This is a genomic window from Nitrospina watsonii (assembly GCF_946900835.1).
GTDB classification, from domain to species: domain Bacteria; phylum Nitrospinota; class Nitrospinia; order Nitrospinales; family Nitrospinaceae; genus Nitrospina; species Nitrospina watsonii.
On the sequence record NZ_OX336137.1, the window covers coordinates 1,388,245 to 1,407,341 of the forward strand.

At 59.3% G+C, this 19,097-nt stretch carries 19 protein-coding genes; 14 read left to right on the plus strand and 5 right to left on the minus strand.

Features of this window, described 5'->3' with window-relative positions; all coding sequences use genetic code 11:
- From QML71_RS06375 to QML71_RS06395, 5 genes are all read right to left on the minus strand, one after another.
- Entirely contained in the window at window positions 1-999 is a 999-nt protein-coding gene (locus QML71_RS06375) for a vWA domain-containing protein (protein ID WP_282011080.1), read from the minus strand.
- Window positions 1,000-1,214: 215 nt separating this feature from the next.
- Entirely contained in the window at window positions 1,215-2,246 is a 1,032-nt protein-coding gene (locus QML71_RS06380) for a hypothetical protein (protein WP_282011081.1), read from the minus strand.
- Between the two features lie 2 nt (window positions 2,247-2,248).
- On the minus strand, window positions 2,249-2,806 hold the full coding sequence (locus QML71_RS06385) for a tetratricopeptide repeat protein (protein WP_282011082.1): 558 nt from the start codon (window positions 2,804-2,806) through the stop codon (window positions 2,249-2,251).
- A gap of 6 nt (window positions 2,807-2,812) precedes the next feature.
- Window positions 2,813-3,823: a DUF58 domain-containing protein gene (locus QML71_RS06390; protein ID WP_282011083.1), complete on the minus strand. Its 1,011-nt coding sequence runs from the start codon at window positions 3,821-3,823 to the stop codon at window positions 2,813-2,815.
- Window positions 3,783-4,775 (minus strand): AAA family ATPase, encoded by a 993-nt coding sequence (locus tag QML71_RS06395; protein ID WP_282011084.1) that lies wholly within the window; start codon window positions 4,773-4,775, stop codon window positions 3,783-3,785. The genes QML71_RS06390 and QML71_RS06395 overlap by 41 nt, the downstream gene beginning before the upstream one ends.
- A gap of 182 nt (window positions 4,776-4,957) precedes the next feature.
- On the opposite strand from QML71_RS06395, the gene QML71_RS06400 reads away from it, so the two are divergent.
- The 14 genes from QML71_RS06400 to QML71_RS06465 all read left to right on the plus strand — a co-directional run bounded on the left by QML71_RS06400 (window position 4,958) and on the right by QML71_RS06465 (window position 19,089).
- On the plus strand, window positions 4,958-5,851 hold the full coding sequence (locus QML71_RS06400; RefSeq protein ID WP_282011085.1) for a leucine-rich repeat domain-containing protein: 894 nt from the start codon (window positions 4,958-4,960) through the stop codon (window positions 5,849-5,851).
- A gap of 135 nt (window positions 5,852-5,986) precedes the next feature.
- Entirely contained in the window at window positions 5,987-6,823 is an 837-nt protein-coding gene (locus QML71_RS06405) for a beta propeller repeat protein (protein ID WP_282011086.1), read from the plus strand.
- 52 nt (window positions 6,824-6,875) lie between these two features.
- Window positions 6,876-7,703 (plus strand): WD40/YVTN/BNR-like repeat-containing protein, encoded by an 828-nt coding sequence (locus QML71_RS06410; RefSeq protein ID WP_282011087.1) that lies wholly within the window; start codon window positions 6,876-6,878, stop codon window positions 7,701-7,703.
- A gap of 168 nt (window positions 7,704-7,871) precedes the next feature.
- Window positions 7,872-9,365, plus strand: coding sequence for an anthranilate synthase component I (trpE, locus tag QML71_RS06415; protein ID WP_282011088.1), 1,494 nt, complete (start codon window positions 7,872-7,874; stop codon window positions 9,363-9,365).
- Window positions 9,362-9,973 carry an aminodeoxychorismate/anthranilate synthase component II gene (gene pabA / locus QML71_RS06420; RefSeq protein ID WP_282011089.1) on the plus strand — a complete coding sequence of 204 codons (612 nt, stop codon included), beginning with the start codon at window positions 9,362-9,364 and terminating at the stop codon, window positions 9,971-9,973. The genes trpE and pabA overlap by 4 nt, the downstream gene beginning before the upstream one ends.
- Complete coding sequence (trpD, locus tag QML71_RS06425) at window positions 9,948-10,979, plus strand: anthranilate phosphoribosyltransferase (protein ID WP_282011090.1); 1,032 nt, start codon at window positions 9,948-9,950, stop codon at window positions 10,977-10,979. Before pabA ends, trpD begins: the two co-directional genes overlap by 26 nt.
- Window positions 10,980-10,988: 9 nt before the next feature.
- Window positions 10,989-11,801, plus strand: coding sequence for an indole-3-glycerol phosphate synthase TrpC (gene trpC, locus QML71_RS06430; RefSeq protein WP_282011091.1), 813 nt, complete (start codon window positions 10,989-10,991; stop codon window positions 11,799-11,801).
- Window positions 11,776-12,405: a phosphoribosylanthranilate isomerase gene (locus QML71_RS06435; protein WP_282011092.1), complete on the plus strand. Its 630-nt coding sequence runs from the start codon at window positions 11,776-11,778 to the stop codon at window positions 12,403-12,405. Before trpC ends, QML71_RS06435 begins: the two co-directional genes overlap by 26 nt.
- A 2-nt stretch (window positions 12,406-12,407) precedes the next feature.
- Entirely contained in the window at window positions 12,408-13,619 is a 1,212-nt protein-coding gene (gene trpB, locus QML71_RS06440; protein ID WP_282011093.1) for a tryptophan synthase subunit beta, read from the plus strand.
- Window positions 13,616-14,416, plus strand: a complete 801-nt coding sequence (trpA, locus tag QML71_RS06445; RefSeq protein ID WP_282011094.1) for a tryptophan synthase subunit alpha — start codon at window positions 13,616-13,618, stop codon at window positions 14,414-14,416. The genes trpB and trpA overlap by 4 nt, the downstream gene beginning before the upstream one ends.
- A gap of 13 nt (window positions 14,417-14,429) precedes the next feature.
- Window positions 14,430-15,119 carry a glycosyltransferase family 2 protein gene (locus QML71_RS06450; RefSeq protein WP_282011095.1) on the plus strand — a complete coding sequence of 230 codons (690 nt, stop codon included), beginning with the start codon at window positions 14,430-14,432 and terminating at the stop codon, window positions 15,117-15,119.
- Window positions 15,120-15,162: 43 nt separating this feature from the next.
- The gene (locus QML71_RS06455) at window positions 15,163-15,948 is read left to right on the plus strand and encodes a leucine-rich repeat domain-containing protein (protein ID WP_282011096.1); all 786 of its coding nucleotides are present in this window, start codon (window positions 15,163-15,165) and stop codon (window positions 15,946-15,948) included.
- 4 nt (window positions 15,949-15,952) lie between these two features.
- Window positions 15,953-18,121, plus strand: a complete 2,169-nt coding sequence (locus QML71_RS06460) for an NHL domain-containing protein (protein ID WP_282011097.1) — start codon at window positions 15,953-15,955, stop codon at window positions 18,119-18,121.
- The gene (locus tag QML71_RS06465) at window positions 18,118-19,089 is read left to right on the plus strand and encodes a leucine-rich repeat domain-containing protein (RefSeq protein WP_282011098.1); all 972 of its coding nucleotides are present in this window, start codon (window positions 18,118-18,120) and stop codon (window positions 19,087-19,089) included. The genes QML71_RS06460 and QML71_RS06465 overlap by 4 nt, the downstream gene beginning before the upstream one ends.
- Window positions 19,090-19,097: the final 8 nt, after the last annotated feature.

The window sequence follows — 19,097 nt, forward strand, 5'->3', positions numbered from 1 at the left end:
TCAGGGAATCCTCCTGAGCCGGGTTTGTGCGAGCGCGATTTCCGTCACCAGCAGCAACAGGCCGGGTATCAGGAAAAAGGGAAACAATTCTTTGAACTCGGAGTGATCGATCCATTTCACTTCCGATTTTTCGAGCTGGTCGATCTGTCCGTAAATCTTTTTCAGCGAGTCGGTGTCGGTGGCGCGGAAATACTTGCCGCCGGTGGCCTCGGCGATTTCCCGCAGCGATTTTTCATCCATCTCCACATTCTGCATCACGAACCGGCGTCCCAGCAGGCCGTCCACCATGAACGGCGCTTTGTCGCGGGTGCCGACGCCGACGGTGTAGATTTTGATGCCGAAGGTGGCGGCGATCTCCGCCGCCTGCAAGGGCGAGATGCTGCCGGAATTGTTGCGGCCGTCGGTGAGCAGAATGATGACCTTGGACTTCGACTCCAGATCCTTCAGGCGTTTGACCGCAATGGCGAGGGCCGAGCCGATGGCGGTGGAATCGCCCGCCACGCCGATGTCCAGGCGTTTTAAAAATTCCTGCAGGATGTTGTGGTCCAGCGTCAGCGGGCATTGAGTGAAGGCTTCTTCGCCGAACACCACCATGCCGATGCGGTCGAACTCGCGGCCATCGACAAACTCGCTGACCACATCCTTGACGATGGTCAGGCGATCGACGGGCTGGTTCTGCTTTTTGAAATCCATCGCCTGCATGCTGCCGGAGGTGTCGAGCGCCAGCATGATGTCCACGCCGTGCGTCAGGATCTCCGTGCTCTTGCGGCCTTCCTGCGGACGCGCGAGGGCGATGACGATCAGCACCACGGCGAGACAATGCAGGATGAGCGGCACCTGGGCCAGCAAGCGGACATGCGACGGGGTGGTGCGCTGAAGGGTTGCGAGCGACGAGAAGGGAAACGCCGCCGGACGGTTGCGCCCATGCTGGAACACCAACCACGGGATCAACAGCAGCAGCAGAAACATCCACGGGTTTTGAAATTGAAAATACGTCATCTGGTCTACGAGACCCTTGCATAACTGAGTTATAGATGGGAAATCAACATTGCTGTCTATTTCTGAACAGGGGGAAGCATCATAAAAACCCCCTCATCCTAACCTTCTCCCGCCAGGGGAGAAGGGACCTTCAATATCCCTCTCCCTGGACGGGAGAGGGAGGGGTGAGGGTGGCTTCCTCTGACTTTTAATGACTTTTGCAAAGCTCTCCTTGGTCACATGGCCGCGGACGGCGATTTCTGGCTGGCGGCAAGGTCGCGCCGGGGCAGGGTGGCCTCCACGAAGCGGTGCACCGCTTGCACGTTCCCAATGCAGGTCTCTGCATCGGGCTCGGCGTTGGCGAACTTCACCCAGTCGGTGCTGTGCAGGATTTCCAATGCACGCCGCCCCAGCTCATCGGGGAAACGTTTGCGCAGCAGCAGGTTTTCCATGATCTCTTCCGTCGTCCAGTCCAGGGCCGGCACGCCATACAGCGCGCCCAGGTAACGGCGAAAAATTTCCGACAACATGAAATGGTGTTCGCGCAGGCGTTCCTGCTGGATCAGTTGGCGGGCCTCCAGCGCGTCGAGTTCTTCGAGCGCGACTTCATGCGGTGCGCGCAGGACGGGTTGAGACTCTGCCGGTGGCAACGGCCGTTTTTTGGGAATCTTGCGGACCAGAAAATACAGAACCATCAACGCCGCCAACCCGCCCAGCGCGTACAGCGCGTAACGCCGCCAGGGCGGACCGGCACCGACGATGGGTTTGATGTCGCGGATGTCTTCCGGCTCGCCATCTTTGAACAGCACCGACCGCACCTCCACCACCGCCTTGGGCGCCATGATGCGGTTGGGGACGGTTTTAGACGCGTCGTCCGGGTGCGGCGCGGTGAAGTGAACAGGGGTTTCCGCAATGTTGTAGTAGCCGACTTCCATCGCCCGGAACTTGAATGTGAACTCTTCGGTCACGCGGCCATCGGCTTGTTGTTGGGTGGTTGCGCCTTGATCGAGGTATTCGAATTGTTCGAAATGTGTGAGCGGGTCGGGTGGCGTTATTTTGATATCCGGGTCGTGCGTCACGGCGATGGTGTAGGTGAGCGGGTCGCCGATGGTGGTGCTGCGCGGCTCGATGCGGGTTTCGGCTGTGACCGGAGAGGGGGAATCGGCGGACGGCGGTTGCGCCATCGCCCCATGGGGGAGCGTGAGCGTTGCCAGCAGTGCCAGGGCGGCGGCGATGCGGTTTCGTCTGTTCGGCGCAGGTTGCCACATGGTCAAGGACTCGACTTCAATTGATGCAGGCAGCCGTCAATGCGTTTGTTGCGATCGTCCATCCACGGCGTTTCGGCCGACGCCACTTCCGAATGAAAGAACCACGTCAGCGCTTCCCGGCAATTGCCGAGTTCCATGTACAGGCCGCCGATGATGTAGGCCACGTTCGAGCGCGTGTCCAGATCCAGATTCGGGTTCTTCAGATAGCGTTCGTACTGGGTGAGGGCCTGATCGTACAGTCCGGCGTCGCGCAGTTTTTCGGCGACGGTCAAGGCCTGCCGGTCCCACAAGGGCGTGTCGGCCTGCGTCTCTGCCGTGGCGTCCGGCGCGGGCGCGGGCGACGTCGATTTTTTGAACAGCAGGGCGGTGAAGATGCCGAAAGCGACAAAGGTGACGACGGTCAGGCCGATGACGAACACTTTCAGCTTTGTGCTCACGCCCTCGGTGGGAATGCGGGAGGCCATGCCGCCGGTGCCCTGTTTGGTTGCGGACGCTGGGATGGAGCGGCTGGGATCGTCTCCCTCGACGCTGCGTGATTTGATTTCAGGTGTGTCGGACATGCGGCCTCAATGTTTTTTCTCTCTCATTTTGAAAAAGTGGATGATCGGGTTCACCAGCGAACGGTCGGAACGGATCTCGATGCGGTCCACCCCTGCCGAGCGCAATGCTGCCTGAATCTCGCGCCGCTCGCGTTCTTTTTCGATGGCGTACTGTTTGCGAAAGACTTCATCGCTTGTGTCCACCCACGCCGTCTCGCCGGTTTCCGCATCTTCGAGATGGACGAGGCCGGCGTCGGGCAACTCCACTTCGCGCGGGTCGAGAATGTGGATGGCGACGAGGTCGTGCTTCTTGCGCGCGCGGCGCAGGCTGTCCATGTAATCGGTCGCCTGGAAATCGGAAATGAGGAAGGCGATCGATTTGCGTTTCTGCACCCGCATCAAATAGTCCAACGGCAGGTTGAGGTGCGTGCGGTGGCCTTCCGGCTCGAAGGTGAGGATGGTGCGGATGACGTTCCAGATGTGCGCTCGGCCTTTCTGCGGACGGATGAAATGCTCGATCTGATCGGAGAACACGATCAGTCCCACCTTGTCATTGTTCTTGATGGCGGCGAAGGCGAGGATGGACGCCACCTCCGCCGCCACTTCATTCTTCAGGGCGTATTGCGAACCGAAACCGCCGGAGCCGCTGACATCGACCATCAGCATCACCGTCAACTCGCGTTCCTCGCGAAACTCTTTGATGAAGGGATGGTCCAGCCGGGCGGTGACATTCCAGTCGATGCGCCGGATGTCGTCGCCGGGAAAGTATTCGCGCACTTCGCTGAACTCCATGCCATGGCCCTTGAATGCGGAGACGTATTCCCCCGCCATCATGTGATTGACCAGATGATTCGTCTTGACCTGAATGTCGCGGATCTTCTGAATCAGCTCCGAGGAAATTTCCAGAGCATCGCGGCCGGGCGGCGGTGCGGGATCGGCGCCTTTGAAGGGAGCGGACAGTTTTTCGATCAGGTTGGCGAACATGGCGACCGGGCTTTCAGGGAACTTCGACGGTGTCGAAGATTTTTTTGAGGACATCGTCCGAGGTGATGTTTTCCGCTTCCGCTTCGTAGGTCAGGATGATGCGGTGGCGCAGGATGTCGAAGCCGATGGTTTTGATGTCATGCGGCACCACGAAACCGCGTCCCTGCATGAAGGCGTAGGCCTTCGCCACCCGGTTGAGGAAAATGGAAGCGCGCGGCGACGCGCCGTAATCGATCATGTTCGCCAGGCTGGACAATTGGTACTCGCCGGGAAAGCGCGTGGCGTTGACCAGGTTGACGATGTAGTCCTGCAGGTTGTCGTCGATGTAGATTTCGTCGAACACCTGTCGTGCGGCCAGGATGTCGCGTGGGTGGATCACCGGTTGGATTTGGATGTGGTTGTTGGTGCTGGCCATGCGTTGCAGGATGCGTTTTTCCTCGTCCTTGGTGGGGTAGCCGACCTTGAGTTTGAACAGGAACCGGTCCACCTGCGCTTCCGGCAGGGGATACGTGCCTTCCTGCTCGATCGGGTTCTGCGTTGCCATGACCAGAAACGGCTGTTCCAGCGCAAAGGTCTCGCCGCCGATGGTGATCTGCCGTTCCTCCATCGATTCCAGCAAGGCGCTCTGCACCTTGGCCGGAGCGCGGTTGATCTCGTCCGCCAGAATGATGTTGGCAAACAGCGGCCCTTTCTTGATGACGAATTCGCCGGTCTTCGGCTGGTAGATCTGGGTGCCGATCAGATCGGCGGGCAACAGGTCCGGCGTGAACTGGATGCGTTTGTAGCTGGCTTCAATGGTCTGGGCAAGGGTTTTGACGGCGGTGGTCTTGGCCAGCCCCGGTACGCCCTCGACCAGAATGTGCTCGTTGGTCAGCAGGCCGAGGATGAGGCGCTCGATCAGGTAACGCTGGCCCACCATGACGCGCTCCATCTCGTCGATGATGCTCTGCACGAAACCGCTGGCCTGTTTGACTTTATCGGTGATTTCCTGAATATCCTGGGGCATGAATGGTATCCTGAATAGAATTAAGCGGTATCAATATAGCAACCTCGGCGGGGGGTCACAACACCTGTTGCCACCCGGCATCCGGATTCGGTTAAAATTATATCTTTACAAAAACGTTGATTTTTCTACAATAGGCGATTCATGTCTTCAACCCACAGACTTTAATTCTGGAAATGTAAAGTATGGCGGATACCGAATCGATCATTAAAGAAGGCCTGAATATCGAGAACAGCGAACTCGACCTGCGTGAACGCGAGATCGGCGATGAGGAGTTGAAAAGCATCCTCCAAAGCGACCAGATCAAAGGCGTTACGGCCATGTTTCTGGAGTTCAACGAGGTCGGCGATGAGGGCTTGCAGGCGCTGCTCGATTGCAAGGAGATGAAGAACCTTACGGTTCTGAACCTGTTCAAAAATAAAGTGACGGACAAGGGGCTTGCCGCCATGTGCAAGTCGAAGACCATGCTCAACCTGTCCGAGTTGATCCTGAGCGACAACGCCATCACCCCCGTAGGCGCCCAGGCGCTGGCCGAGTCCACCATCCTCGGCAACCTGGTTTCGCTGTGGGTGGGGGACGGGCTGGAGGACGACGGCACCGTGGCCATTGCCCAGTCGGAGACCTTGACCCGTCTCAACCTGTTGTCGCTGTACCGCAACAACGTTGGCGACACCGGCGCCCAGGCCATTGCCCGATCCAAAAACCTGTCCAAGCTGACCGAGCTCAACCTGAACTGGAATTACATTGAGCCCAACGGGTGCGTGGCCATGGCCGAATCGGAAACGTTGAAGAATCTGCAACAGTTGACGTTGACCTACAACCCGATCGGCGACCGCGGTGTGGAGGCCATCGCCAAGTCGGACGCGATGCGCAACCTGACGCTGCTGGATCTGTACGAAACCGAGATCACCGACCGGGGGGCGCGCGCCATCGCCGAATCCAAAGTCCTGTCCAATCTGGAAACCCTGGTTCTCGTGCACAACGATATCAGCGAAGAGGTGCAGGAGTTGATCCAGAATTCTGAAAATTTGCCCAAACTTTCCCGCGTGGTGTTCCGGCTCACTCCCGCCGAACACTGATCCGGACCGTCGGGATGCGTACCGCATTCCGGACTGCCTGAGGGCGGCACTGCAGGACATTCCGGCGCAGCCGGTTTAGCCGGCAGCGCTCGTCACCGTTCACCCCTTGTGCTTCCCTGAGGAGCGAAACCAACCATGTTTACAGGCGAAAAACCGGATTTGATGGACATCTGGCCGTTCAGCGAAAGCAGCATTTATGTTGTGGGCAAGGACGGCATCCCCCAGTATTACGACGGCGAGTTCTGGACCCCCGAGCGCACCGGCAACACCAATCCCCTGATGGGCATCTGGGGCGCCAATGAGGAATGCCTCTATGCCGTCGGCATTGGCGGGGTGGTGATCCACTACAATGGCAAGGAGTGGATTCAACTCGATACCGGCAACTACGACTCCCTCAATGCGGTTTACGGCTACGACCCGGCGCACCTGTTCACCTTCGGCGTCGGGGGCCGCGTGTTGTTCTGGAACGGCGAATCCTGGGAATACCGCGAACCCAACACCATCCACGACCTGTTCGGGTTCTGGGGTGAGGACATCAACCAGATCCACGCCGTCGGCGGCGAGGGCATCTATCGTTTTTACGATGGCAAAACCTTTCACCGGCGCGAAGAGTTGACCGACGAACAGACCTCACTCTATGGCATCTGGGGTGCGCACAAGGACAGCGTTTACATCGTCGGTTCGCACGGCACCATCCTGCATTACGACGGCAACGAATGGGCCCGCATGGATTCGCCGACGGAAGAATACATTCTCGGCATCTGGGGCGCGGCCGACGACAACATCTTCGCCGTCGGCGACGCATCGACCCTCCTGCATTACGACGGCAAGGCGTGGACGCAGATGGAGATTCCTTTCGACTCCTATTTCACCAAGGTGCGGGGGCTGGCCGCCGACAAGGTCTGGACCTGCGGAGAAAATGGTTGCGTCATCTTCTACGATGGCAAAAAATGGCACGATATGTCGTTGTGACCGCACACGTCATTCAAATTCGAACAGCTGCAACTTCAAACGGGGACAGGGAATGAGTGAGCTGACGAGCAGCAATCTGCTATCCGTGTACGGGTTCGGCGCCGACAATGTGTTCATCGGCGGTGCGGAAGGCACCTGCCTGCACTGGAATGGCAAGGCATGGAACCCGATCGACACCGGCGGACGCTGGACCCTCAAACGCATGTGGGGCACCGCGCCGGACAACCTCTACGCCGTCTGCACCGACGGCAAGATCCTGCGCTACAACGGCAAGGAATGGAAGGCGGAAGACACGGAAAGCCTGCCGCCCATGTCCGGCATCTGGGGATTGAGTGAGAACGAAATCTACGCCTGCTGCCGCATCGGCAAAATCCTGAAATACGACGGCCACCACTGGAAATTCATGGCCAGCGGCACGCAGACCGATATCTCCTCCCTCTGGGGATCGGATTCGGAAAACATGTACGCGGTGGGGTTCGACGGACTGGTCCTGCAACTCCGGGGCGACGAGTGGAAACGCCTGACCTTCAATTCCAACGCCGAGCTGTACAGTATCTATGGCTTCGGCCCCAAAGACATGTATTTCGCCGGCTCCTTCGGCACGCTGATTCACTTCAACGGCACGGATTTCAATGTGATGCCAACGCCCGTCGAGGACTTCTTCCTGGATGTCTGGGGGCCGAGCGAGGAGCTGGTGTTCTCCGTCGGCGACATGGGCCTGATCCTCTACCGGGACGGCGACCAATGGACCCGCATCGAGTCCAATACCGAGGAATACCTCACCGCCATCTGGGGGCCGAACGAGAACGACATGTACGCGGTGGGCGACAACGGTCTCATCCTGCACTGGGACGGCGAGGACTGGCAGGAAGTGGAGTAGGGGAAGCCCCGCCGGACCGCCGTTTCAGGGCCTCCGGCCCGCTCCGCAAACGGCTTGACACCTTCTGGCCGGGGGTGGTACTGTCACTTAACTAACTCATTGAAATCAGACCCGTTTTAAAGGGCCTGTTTCGCGTGGCACAGTGCGTCTGTGCTTTTTTTGTTTGCAATGTACAAACCCTCTCTCGATGACTTCAAGGCCAAGGCGAAACAGGGCAACCTGATTCCGGTTTACAAGGAAATCCTCGCCGACTTAGACACGCCCGTTTCGGCGTTTATGAAGATCCGCGACGGCATGCATTCCTTTTTGCTGGAAAGCGTCGAGGGCGGCGACAAGTGGGCCCGCTACTGTTTCCTCGGCTGCAACCCGGCCACCATCATCCAGACCAAGGGCGACACCGTCACCCTCCATTCCTCGGACCAGCGCGAGTCCCGCCAGTTGCAGGGCGAAAAGCCGTTGTCCGTTTTGAAGGAAATGCTGTCGCATTATCAGCCGGTGGAAGTGGACGGACTGCCCCGGTTCTCCGGCGGCGCGGTGGGCTTCATCGGGTACGACATGGTGCGTTATTTTGAGGACCTGCCGGTGGATACGGAAGACGATCTCGACCTTCCGGATTCTTATTTCGTCATCACCGACACCCTGCTGGTGTTCGACAACGTGACGCAGACCATCAAGATCGTCTCCAACGCGCACACGCCGGACCGCGACCTCGACGAACTGTATCTGGAAACGACGGGCAAGATCGAGGCGCTGGAACGCCTGCTGCGCAAGGACCTGACGCACCCCAGCAACGGCAGCGCTCCGGTCAAGGAAGGGGCTCCCGCCACCATCCATTCGAACGTCGAGGAAGAGGACTTCAAAAAGGCCGTCCTCAAGGTCAAAGAATACATTCGCGAAGGCGACGCCATTCAGGTGGTGCTGTCGCAACGTCTCAGCTTCGAGCTCAAGCAGGACCCGTTCGTGCTCTACCGCGCACTGCGCACCATCAACCCGTCGCCGTACATGTATTACCTCAGTTTCGGCGACATGCAGGTGGTGGGCTCGTCGCCGGAAGTGCTGGTCAGGCTGGAAGGCGATCACGTCGAGGTGCGGCCCATCGCCGGCACCCGCAAGCGCGGCAGAAACGAGGACGAGGACCGGGTGCTGGAACAGGACTTGTTGCAGGACGAAAAGGAGCTGGCCGAGCACATCATGCTGGTCGATCTGGGCCGCAACGACCTGGGCCGCGTTTCGGAAATCCGCAGCGTCGATGTGAACGAGCAGTTCACCATCGAAAGATATTCGCACGTCATGCACATTGTCTCCAACGTTCGCGGTATATTGAAGGAAGACCTCGACTGCTTTGATGTGCTGGAAGCGACCTTCCCGGCGGGCACGGTATCGGGTGCGCCCAAGATCCGCGCCATGGAAATCATTGAGGAACTGGAATCCACGCGGCGCGGCCTGTACGCGGGCGCGGTGGGCTACATCAGTTTCAACGGCAACATGGACACGGCCATTGCCATCCGCACGCTGGTGGTGAAGAACCAGACGGGGTATCTCGGCGTCGGCGCGGGCATCGTCGCCGACTCCGTACCGGAAAAAGAATTTGAGGAAACCATGAACAAGGGGCGCGCCATGCTCAAGGCGGTGGAACTGGCGGAAAAGGGACTGATCTTATGATCCTGATGATCGACAATTACGATTCCTTCACCTACAACCTCGTGCAGTACCTGGGCGAGTTGGGAGCGGACATCCACGTGCACCGCAACGACAAGATCACGGTGGAGGAAATCGAGCGCCTCGCGCCGGACAAGATCGTCATCTCTCCCGGACCCTGCACTCCCGTCAAGGCCGGGGTGTCGAAGAACGTGGCTCGGCATTTCGCCGGAAAGATCCCGTTGCTGGGCGTGTGCCTCGGGCACCAGTCGGTGGCCGAAGCCTTTGGCGGCACCATCATCAAGGCCTCGAAACTGATGCACGGCAAAACCTCGGCCATCCATCACGACGGTAAAACGCTGTTCAAGGATTTGCCGGACCCGTTCGAGGCGACGCGCTATCATTCGTTGATCGTGGACCGGGCATCGCTGCCGGATTGTTTCGAGGTTTCGGCGTGGACGGCGGAAGGCGAGATCATGGGCCTGCGCCACAAGGAGTTGCCGATCGAGGGTGTGCAGTTTCACCCGGAATCGATCCTCACGGTGTACGGCAAAAACCTGCTGAATAATTTTCTGAAATTGCCGGGGCTGCCGGCGGAACACGTCGATGGACGCACACAGCATTCTTCATAAGGCGGTCGATGGCTATGACCTGACCGAAGACGAGATGGTCCACATCATGACCGAGGTCATGGAGGGCCGGGTGGAACGCTCGTTCCTCGGTGCGTTCCTCACCGCGTTGCGTATGAAGGGCGAGACCGTTTCGGAGATCACCGGCGCGGCGCGGGTCATGCGCGACAAGGCGGAACGCCTGGACGTGGACGGCCAGCATGCGGTGGACACCTGCGGCACCGGCGGCGACCGATCGAATACGTTCAATATTTCGACCGCGGTGGCGTTCGTTGTCGCGGGGGCGGGGGTCGTGGTCGCCAAGCACGGCAACCGCGCCGTCTCCAGCCGTTCGGGCAGCGCCGATGTGCTGAAATGCCTCGGCGTCAACATCGAGGCCGAAAAATCCGTCGTCGAAAAATGCTTGAAGGAGGCGGGCATCGCTTTTCTGTTCGCACCGTCCATGCACAAGGCGATGAAACACGCCGCCGACGTGCGCCGCGAATTGGGCTTCCGCACGATCTTCAATCTGCTCGGTCCGCTGACCAATCCGGCGGGTGTCCAGGCGCAGGTGGTGGGGGTGTTCGACGCTAAATGGACGGAACCTTTGGCAAACGTTTTGGGCAAACTGGGATGCCGCCACGCGTTCGTCGTGCATGGCGAGGACGGACTGGATGAGATCACCCTCACCGGGCCGACCCAGGTCGCCGAACTCAAAGACGGCAAGGTGAACGCGTACGTGCTCAACCCGCAGGACGTGGGACTGACTCTGTGCAATGCGAAGGATCTGAAAGGCGGCGAGGCCGAAGACAACGCCGAGCTGGTGCGTGGCATTCTGGTGGGTGCGCCCGGACCGAAACGCGATATCGTTCTGCTCAATGCCGCCGCCGCCATCGTCGCCGCCGGCAAGGCAAAGGATTTGAAAGCGGGCATCGAGGTGGCCCGTACGGCCATCGACTCCGGTGCGGCGAAGCAGAAACTGGAAGACCTGTGCCGCATCAGCAATAGCCGCGCCGTCAACGTGCCGTAAGGATCGATCATGCGCAACATTCTGGACACCATCTTCGAACACAAGAAAGACGACGTTGCCAGCGCCCAGCGTCAGCGTCCCTTGTCCGAGTTGAAGGGCAGGTTGAGTACGGCGGTGGCGGCGCAGGACATTTTAAAAATTTTGTCCGAGACGCGGAATGGATCGAACATCATCGCCGAGATCAAGCGGCGCACGCCGTTCAAGGGCGACCTCGTTGAAGATTTCGACGCCATGCAGATCGCGAAGGAGTACGCGGACAACGGTGCGGCGGCGATTTCCATCCTGACCGACAGCGAATTCTTCGGCGGCAGCCTGGATTATCTGGAGCAGGCGAAGCAGGAGGTGACGGTGCCGCTGCTGCGTAAGGATTTCATTTACACGGAATACCAGGTGTACGAATCGCGGGCCTTTGGTGCGGATTTTTATCTGCTCATCGCCACCTCGCTCGACAAGAACCAGTTGAAGGATCTCCTAGAGTTGGGCAAGGAACTCGGCTTCACGGCGCTGGTGGAGACGCACAACGAGAAAGATCTGGAGAAGGCGCTCTATGCCGATGCAAAACTGCTGGGCATCAACAACCGCGACCTGACCACGGGCAAGACCGATCTTGCCGTGTCGCGCCGCCTGCTGAATCAATTGAAAGGCTTGGGCGGCCTGTGCCTCGTCTGCGAGAGCGGCATCCACGAACGCGCCGACATCGAGGAGTTTGAAGGCCTCGGCATGCACGCGTTTTTGATCGGAGAGAGCCTGATGAAGGCGGGAAGTATCTCCGAAAAACTTCAGGAGTTGCGCGGCCATGACAAAACCTCGGTCTCCGGTTAAAGTCAAGGTCTGCGGCATGACCTCGCTCGAAGACGCACAGTATGCGGTGGAGTGCGGCGCCGATGCGGTGGGCTTCATCTTCTACAAAAAAAGCCCGCGCGCGGTGACGGCGAAGCAGGCGAAGGCGATCACTGCCAAACTGCCGCCCTTCGTGCAACGGGTGGGCGTGTTCGTCAATGAGACGGCGGAAGTTATCGAGCGCACCGTCAAAACCTGTGGTTTGGATGTGGTGCAGTTGCACGGCGATGAGTCGCCCGCGTTCTGCAAACGCATTGCGGGCAAGGTGGTGAAAGCCATCCGCGTGAAGGACGCCGCCTCTATCAAAGATCTGCCGCGCTATGCCGTCGATGCGTTTTTGCTCGACGCGTACAAGGAAGGCGAGTGGGGCGGCACCGGCGAGCGCTTCAACTGGAACCTGGTCAAGCAGGCGCGTAAGCACGGGCCGGTGATCCTGGCGGGCGGGCTCGATGCCGCAAACGTCGCCGAAGGCATTCGGCGTTGCCGGCCGTATGGCGTGGATGTGTGTTCGGGTGTGGAATCGAAGCCGGGCAAGAAGAATCTGAAAAAAGTACGCGCGTTCATCGCAGCCGTAAGAGGGATGTGATCATGGCTCAATCAAAAAATTATTCGAGCATGCCGGATGCCAAAGGGCATTTCGGCCAGTTCGGCGGCAAGTACGTCATCGAGACCCTGATGCCGGCATTGACCGAATTGGAACAAATTTATAATGAAACCAAGGCCGACCCGGAGTTCCAGCGCCAGCTCACGTATTACCTGGAGCAGTATGTGGGACGGCCGTCGCCCTTGTATTTCGCCGAGAACCTGACGCGGCAACTGGGCGGCGCCAAAGTGTACTTGAAGCGCGAAGACCTCAACCACACCGGCGCGCACAAGATCAACAACACCATCGGCAGCGCCTTGCTGACGCAGCGCATGGGCAAAAAACGCGTCATCGCCGAGACGGGAGCCGGACAGCACGGCGTCGCCACGGCGACGGCGGCGGCGTTGTTCGATCTTGAGTGCGAAGTGTTCATGGGCGAGGAAGACATCCGCCGCCAGGCTTTGAATGTGTTCCGCATGAAGCTGCTGGGGGCGAAGGTCACGCCCGTTGCCTCCGGCACACGCACCTTGAAGGACGCCACCAGCGAAGCCATCCGCAACTGGATCACCACCGTCGAGACCACGCACTACATCATCGGTTCGGTGGTGGGACCGCACCCGTTTCCCATGATCGTGCGCGATTTTCAAAAAATCATCGGCGAGGAGGCGCGGGAACAGATTCAAAAAGTGGAAGGACGTCTGCCCGACCTGTGCGTCGCCTGTGTCGGCGGCGGCAGCAATTCCATGGGCCTGTTCTATCCCTTTGTCAACGATGCGTCGGTCAAACTCATGGGCGTCGAAGCGGCGGGCCACGGCATCGACACCGGCCAGCACGGCGCGTCGCTGGGCCACGGCGGTGTGGGCGTGCTGCACGGCATGAAGAGTTATCTGCTGTTCAACGCCGACGGGCAGATCGATGAAGCGCATTCGATCTCGGCGGGACTCGATTACCCCGGCGTCGGCTGCGAACACAGCTATTATCACGAAACCGGCCGGGCCGAGTACGTGTCGATCACCGATGACGAAGCGCTGGAAGGATTCAAACTGCTGTCGAAGACGGAGGGCATCATCCCGGCCCTGGAGTCGGCGCACGCCATCGCGCAGGTGGCGAAGATTGCGCCCAAGATGAAGAAGGACGAAATCATCATCCTCTGCCTGTCGGGGCGCGGCGATAAGGACGTCAATCAGGTGTCGGAGTTTCTGGGGGAACAGCCGTGAACCGCATCGAGCAGCGCATCGACGACCTGAAAACGAAAAATCAGAAAGCGCTGGTGGCGTTCATCACCGCCGGCGATCCCAGCATGGAGGCGACCCGCGATATGTTTCAGGTGATTGAGGAAAACGGCGCCGACATCATCGAGCTGGGCGTGCCGTTCTCTGATCCCTTGGCCGACGGACCCGTCATCCAGGCGGCATCGCAACGCGCGCTCAAAAGTGGCACGACACTGAAAAAGATTCTCGCCCTCGTGGCCGATCTGCGGAAGACGTCCGAGCTTCCCATCGTGCTGATGACCAGTTACAACCCGGTGTTTGTGTATGGCGAGGACGCGTTTGTGAACGATGCCGTCGCCACCGGTGTCGATGGCGTCATCATTCCCGACCTGCCGCCGGAGGAATCCGGTTCCTTCGAAACCTTTGCCAACGACAAGGGCCTGCGCGTCATTTATCTGCTGGCTCCGACCAGCACGCCGGATCGCGTCCGCATGATCACCGAAAGGAGCCGCGGCTTCATTTATTATATTTCGCTGACCGGCGTGACCGGCATGCAGAGCACATTCAGCGGCGACATGGCGACGCGGGTGGGCGAGGTCAAGAAGGTCACGTCGCATCCGGTGATGATCGGTTTCGGCATCTCCGGTCCGGAAGAAGCCAAAGAAGCCTCGCACCTGTCGGATGGGGTGATCGTCGGCAGCGCCATCGTCAAGCTGATCGACCAGTGCGCCACCGCCGAGGAACGGAAAGAGAAAGTCGGGCGCTTCATCCACAGCATCAAGGCAGCCCTCAACGGAAGTTGAGCGGGCGTCTTCTATGTCTGCCACAAAAAAAATATCGGTCATCCTGCCTGCCTTCAATGAAGAGCAGTCCATCGGGCTGGTGCTGGACGACCTGCCGAAGGAGCGCCTGCACCAGATCATCGTGGTGGACAACCGCTCCACCGACGCCACCGCCGAGGTCGCCCGCCAGCACGGCGCGACCGTGGTGTCCGAACCGCGCCGTGGTTACGGCAGTGCCTGCTTGCGGGGCATCGCCGCCCTCGACCCTCCCGACATCGTCGTCTTCCTCGACGCCGACTACAGCGACTATCCCGAAGAAATCGATCTGCTGGTAAAACCCATCGAGGCCAATGAGCAGGATTTTGTGCTGGGCAGCCGCATGATCTTAAAGGAAAGCCGCAAGGCCTTGCTGCCGCAGGCGCGTTATGGCAACCAGCTCGCCGTGTTTCTCATCCGCCTGTTTTTCGGATACCGGTTCACCGATCTCGGTCCGTTTCGGGCGATCCGGTACGCATCGCTCATGGAGATCGGTATGCGCGATACCAATTTCGGTTGGACGGTGGAGATGCAAATCAAGGTGGTGAAGAAGAAACTGCGCATTCTTGAGGTGCCGGTGCGTTACCGCTGGCGGGTTGGGGTGTCGAAAATAACCGGCACCGTGTCAGGAACTTTCAAAGCCGGGACAAAAATCATATACACCATCTTCAAATATTTGTTAACCTAGACGGAGTATCAGGACAAAGCGTTAACCCTCATTGTACGCTGATATGGTATCTGTTCTGAAAAGGGTGACAGGAGTCGTCATTGCGCTGGTGTTGGCAGGGACCTCCGGGGCGGCCGCTCAAAGTATCGACGAGCTGGTGCAGCAACGGCTCAGCCAGGACGGCACGACGCTCAACTTGAGCGGCGTTCGAATCAAAGCCAGCGGGGCCACCCGGCTGGCGGAGATGGAAGTTTTAAAGAACGTCACCCACCTCAACCTTCAAAACAACCTGATCGAAGCCGAGGGCATGCAGGCACTGGCCCAGTCGCCGCACTTCGCCAATCTCAAGAGCCTGGACCTGTGGGGCAATCTGCTGGGCGACGTGGGCGTGCAGGCGTTGACCCATTCTCCGTACATCACCCAACTGGAAACGCTGAAGCTTTGGAAAAATGAAGTCGGCGAGCCGGGAGTGCGGCTGATGGCGCAGTCCAAAAACTTTCAACATCTCGAAACCCTGCTATTGAACGACAACCTCATCACCCCCGATGCCATGGAGCACCTGGTGGATACGGAGGCGTTCCCAAAACTGACGACGCTGGGGCTGTTCCGCAATGAGATCGGCGCCGATGGAGCCGAATTGCTGGCGCAGGCCAAACATTTGCAGTCCCTCCACCACCTGTATCTGGGGCAGAACAATTTGCAGGATACCGGCGCGATTGCGATTCTCAAGTCGCCCAACTTCCCAAACTTGGAGACACTCGACTTGATCCAGAACCGGTTGGGGGAACCCACCATGCGGGTTGTGTTCAAAACCAAACGCGAACGCCAGATTGAGATCACGATACGGTGAACCGATGAAATCGTTGGATCGTAACATCCAGATGGTGCTGGCCCGATGGGTGGGTCTGCTGGTCATGAGTGGATTGTTGGCGGGAGCGACGTTTCCCGGCGAAAAGCTGTTTCCATACGCCAACATCGGCGACGGCCAACCGGCGACGCAGGTGGCGCTGACCCTGGTGGATGGCGTGGTGGTGGATGCGGAAGGCAATGTCTTCATTTCGCACCGTTCGCAAAACCGCATCCGCAAAATCGCGAAGAGCGGCATCATCACAACCGTTGCCGGCAATGGCAGCGCCGGGTTCAGCGGCGACAACGGGCCTGCACTCGAAGCGGCACTCAATTTCCCGGCCGGGTTGTGCCTCGATCCGGAGGGCAATCTTTATATCGCCGACCGCAACAACCACCGCATCCGCAAAGTCGATGTGGAAGGCACCATCACCACCGTCGCGGGCACCGGCGATGCGGATTTCGGCGGCGATGACGGACCGGCCATCGAGGCGCCACTGCATTTCCCGTCCGATGTGGCCTGCGATCCTCAAGGCAATGTTCTCATATCCGACCGATCCAACAGCCGCGTCCGCAAGCTGGATACGCAAGGAACCATCACCACCGTGGTGGGGTTGGGGCTGGCCGGGTATGGCGGCGATTTTGGTCTTGCTGTCGATGCGCTCATCAAATACCCGTTCGGCATTCATCTGGATGATTCCGGCAATTTATACATCGCCGACCGTGGCAACAACCGCGTCCGCAGGGTGGACACACAGGGGGTCATCACCACGGTGGCGGGCGACGGCACTCATTTTTTCAGTGGCGATTTTGGACCCGCCACGCGGTCGAGCCTCGCCTTCCCGACGGATGTGGTGACGGACGATCAGGACAACCTGTACGTCGCCGACCGCAACAACAACCGCGTGCGCAAGGTCGATCGCAATGGCATCATCACCACGGTCATGGGCACGGGAGCGAACGACTACAACGGCGATAATGAAATCGCTTCGGAAACCTCGCTGCATCTGCCGTTCGCGCTGGCGGTGACTCCCGACAACCATCTGATTGTCGTGGACCGCAACCATCACCGGGTGCGCAGCATGGATCTGATGCAGCACACGGTCAACACCGTGGCCGGCAATGGTCAGGCCCTGTTCCGGGGCGACCATGGTCCGGGCCGGGGAGCGACTCTGGAAGCGCCGTCGGGGATCGTGGTGGACAGCCAGGGCCATGTGATTTTTGCCGACAAGCAGGCGCACCGGCTGCGCGCCCTGGACCGGAAAGGTTACATCTATACGTATGCGGGTACCGGGCGTGAAGGCAATGAGGGCGATGGTTTCAGAGCGCGGCAGGCGGCCTTGTTTTTACCGGAAGGCTTGGTGATCGACGACCATGACCGGGTTTACCTGATTTCGTCGCAGGGCAACAGTTGGTACGTGCGCCGCATTGATGAAAACGAGATCATCACCCGGTTTGCGGGCAACGGCATTCTGGGTCATGCCGAGGATGGGGAATTGGCGGCGGATGCGTCGCTGGGGGTCATCAAAGACATTGCCGCCGGTCCGGGAGGCAATGTGTACCTCGCCGATTACACCAATCAGGATGTCCGCTGGATCGATGCCGAGGGCCGCATCCACACGCTGGCGAAACAGGCCTGGCTGGCGATCGAGGACCGCGAGGTGCATCCCAACGGTCTGGTGGTCAGCCCCGAAGGCGAGGTGTTCGTTTCGGATTCGGGCAGCAGTAAAATCCGTCGCATCGATGTTCACGGAAATGTGACGACCTACGCGGGCAATGGCAGCTTTGAGGATTCCGGCGACAATGGCCCGGCGCTGCAAGCAGGAATCCGCTCACCGGGCGGTCTGGCGATCTCGCCCGCGGGCGAGTTGTATGTCGCCGAGGAAAGCACGCACCGCATTCGTAAAATCGACAGGAACGGCATCATCACCACGGTGGCGGGAACGGGCGTTGCGGGTTTTGGCGGTGATGGCGGCCCGGCGGTCGCGGCGCAACTGAAAAGCCCGTTCCGCATGGTGTTTGATAAGGAAGGCAATCTGTATTTCACCGATCGCGACAACAACCGCGTCCGCAGGATCGACACGCAAGGCATCATCACCACGCTTGCGGGCAATGAAAACATCGGCTGGATGCAGGACGGGCTGGAAGTCCGCATCACCATACAAAATTTCCCATGATCTCTTTCCGCACATCGCGCGCTCTGGTCTGGGCGGTTCCCGCCCTGGCCGGGCTTGTGTGGACGGGAACGGTGTGGGCGCTGAACATCAACGCGATCATCCTCAAGGAATTGAAGCAGGGCGGCACGCACCTGAAGCTCAATCACAGTGGTATGCTGGGCGATGACGGCGTTCGGCAACTGGCGAAATCGCGCTTGCTGCGGAATCTGAAGGTGCTGGATCTGAACTCCCATGGCTTTGGCGATGCCGGCGCCCAGGCGCTGGCCGAATCGAAATACCTGTCGAATCTGGAATCCCTGAACCTGTTCAGCAACGAGATCGGGCCAGCAGGCGCAGCGGCCCTGTTTGGGGCGGGAAACTTCCCGCGCCTCTCCTGGCTCAGTGTGTGGGGAAACCGCATTGGTGGTGAGGGCGTGCAGGCGCTGGCGCAATCGGACCTGCATGAACTCACGTATTTGGATCTATCGGGAAATGGCATCGGAGATGCCGGATTGGAAGCCCTGGCCGGGTCGCCGGTGTTACAATACGTGCGGGAACTCAGGCTGGACAAAAACCAGGTGGGAGACCGGGGACTGGCTGCCTTGGCGGCGTGCTCTTATTTGACGAACCTGGAAACCCTGTGGTTGTCTCATAATGAGATTGGAGAGAAGGGGCTGCGTGCCTTGGCGGCGTCTCCTCATATCAAAAAACTGAAACGGCTCCGGCTGGAGCACAATGGCCTCGGCGACCGGGGTGCGGCGCATCTGGCGGCCTCAGAGGTATTCCAGAACCTGGAAGAACTGGATCTGCAATGGAACGGCCTCACTGAAAAGGGCGCACGGTCGCTGGCGGCATCGCCTGCGTTGACGCACCTGACCCGCTTGTATTTGTGGGGCAATGAAATCGGTGACGCCGGGGTGCGAATCATCCAGCAATCCAAAACCCTTCAGCATGTGACCAATACGATTTACCCCTCCGCAGGAAATTGAGGAACATT

What these genes read in the sequence shown, in the direction of transcription:
- QML71_RS06400 (WP_282011085.1), top strand. Translation starts at nt 4,958, where the DNA reads ATGGCGGATACCGAATCGATCATTAAAGAAGGCCTGAATATCGAGAAC.
- QML71_RS06405 (WP_282011086.1), top strand. Translation starts at nt 5,987, where the DNA reads ATGTTTACAGGCGAAAAACCGGATTTGATGGACATCTGGCCGTTCAGC.
- QML71_RS06465 (WP_282011098.1), top strand. Translation starts at nt 18,118, where the DNA reads ATGATCTCTTTCCGCACATCGCGCGCTCTGGTCTGGGCGGTTCCCGCC.
- QML71_RS06390 (WP_282011083.1), bottom strand. Translation starts at nt 3,823, where the DNA reads ATGTCCTCAAAAAAATCTTCGACACCGTCGAAGTTCCCTGAAAGCCCG.
- QML71_RS06455 (WP_282011096.1), top strand. Translation starts at nt 15,163, where the DNA reads ATGGTATCTGTTCTGAAAAGGGTGACAGGAGTCGTCATTGCGCTGGTG.
- trpD (WP_282011090.1), top strand. Translation starts at nt 9,948, where the DNA reads ATGGACGCACACAGCATTCTTCATAAGGCGGTCGATGGCTATGACCTG.
- pabA (WP_282011089.1), top strand. Translation starts at nt 9,362, where the DNA reads ATGATCCTGATGATCGACAATTACGATTCCTTCACCTACAACCTCGTG.
- QML71_RS06385 (WP_282011082.1), bottom strand. Translation starts at nt 2,806, where the DNA reads ATGTCCGACACACCTGAAATCAAATCACGCAGCGTCGAGGGAGACGAT.
- trpB (WP_282011093.1), top strand. Translation starts at nt 12,408, where the DNA reads ATGGCTCAATCAAAAAATTATTCGAGCATGCCGGATGCCAAAGGGCAT.
- QML71_RS06435 (WP_282011092.1), top strand. Translation starts at nt 11,776, where the DNA reads ATGACAAAACCTCGGTCTCCGGTTAAAGTCAAGGTCTGCGGCATGACC.
- QML71_RS06410 (WP_282011087.1), top strand. Translation starts at nt 6,876, where the DNA reads ATGAGTGAGCTGACGAGCAGCAATCTGCTATCCGTGTACGGGTTCGGC.
- QML71_RS06375 (WP_282011080.1), bottom strand. Translation starts at nt 999, where the DNA reads ATGACGTATTTTCAATTTCAAAACCCGTGGATGTTTCTGCTGCTGCTG.
- QML71_RS06450 (WP_282011095.1), top strand. Translation starts at nt 14,430, where the DNA reads ATGTCTGCCACAAAAAAAATATCGGTCATCCTGCCTGCCTTCAATGAA.
- QML71_RS06395 (WP_282011084.1), bottom strand. Translation starts at nt 4,775, where the DNA reads ATGCCCCAGGATATTCAGGAAATCACCGATAAAGTCAAACAGGCCAGC.
- QML71_RS06460 (WP_282011097.1), top strand. Translation starts at nt 15,953, where the DNA reads ATGAAATCGTTGGATCGTAACATCCAGATGGTGCTGGCCCGATGGGTG.
- trpC (WP_282011091.1), top strand. Translation starts at nt 10,989, where the DNA reads ATGCGCAACATTCTGGACACCATCTTCGAACACAAGAAAGACGACGTT.
- trpE (WP_282011088.1), top strand. Translation starts at nt 7,872, where the DNA reads ATGTACAAACCCTCTCTCGATGACTTCAAGGCCAAGGCGAAACAGGGC.
- QML71_RS06380 (WP_282011081.1), bottom strand. Translation starts at nt 2,246, where the DNA reads ATGTGGCAACCTGCGCCGAACAGACGAAACCGCATCGCCGCCGCCCTG.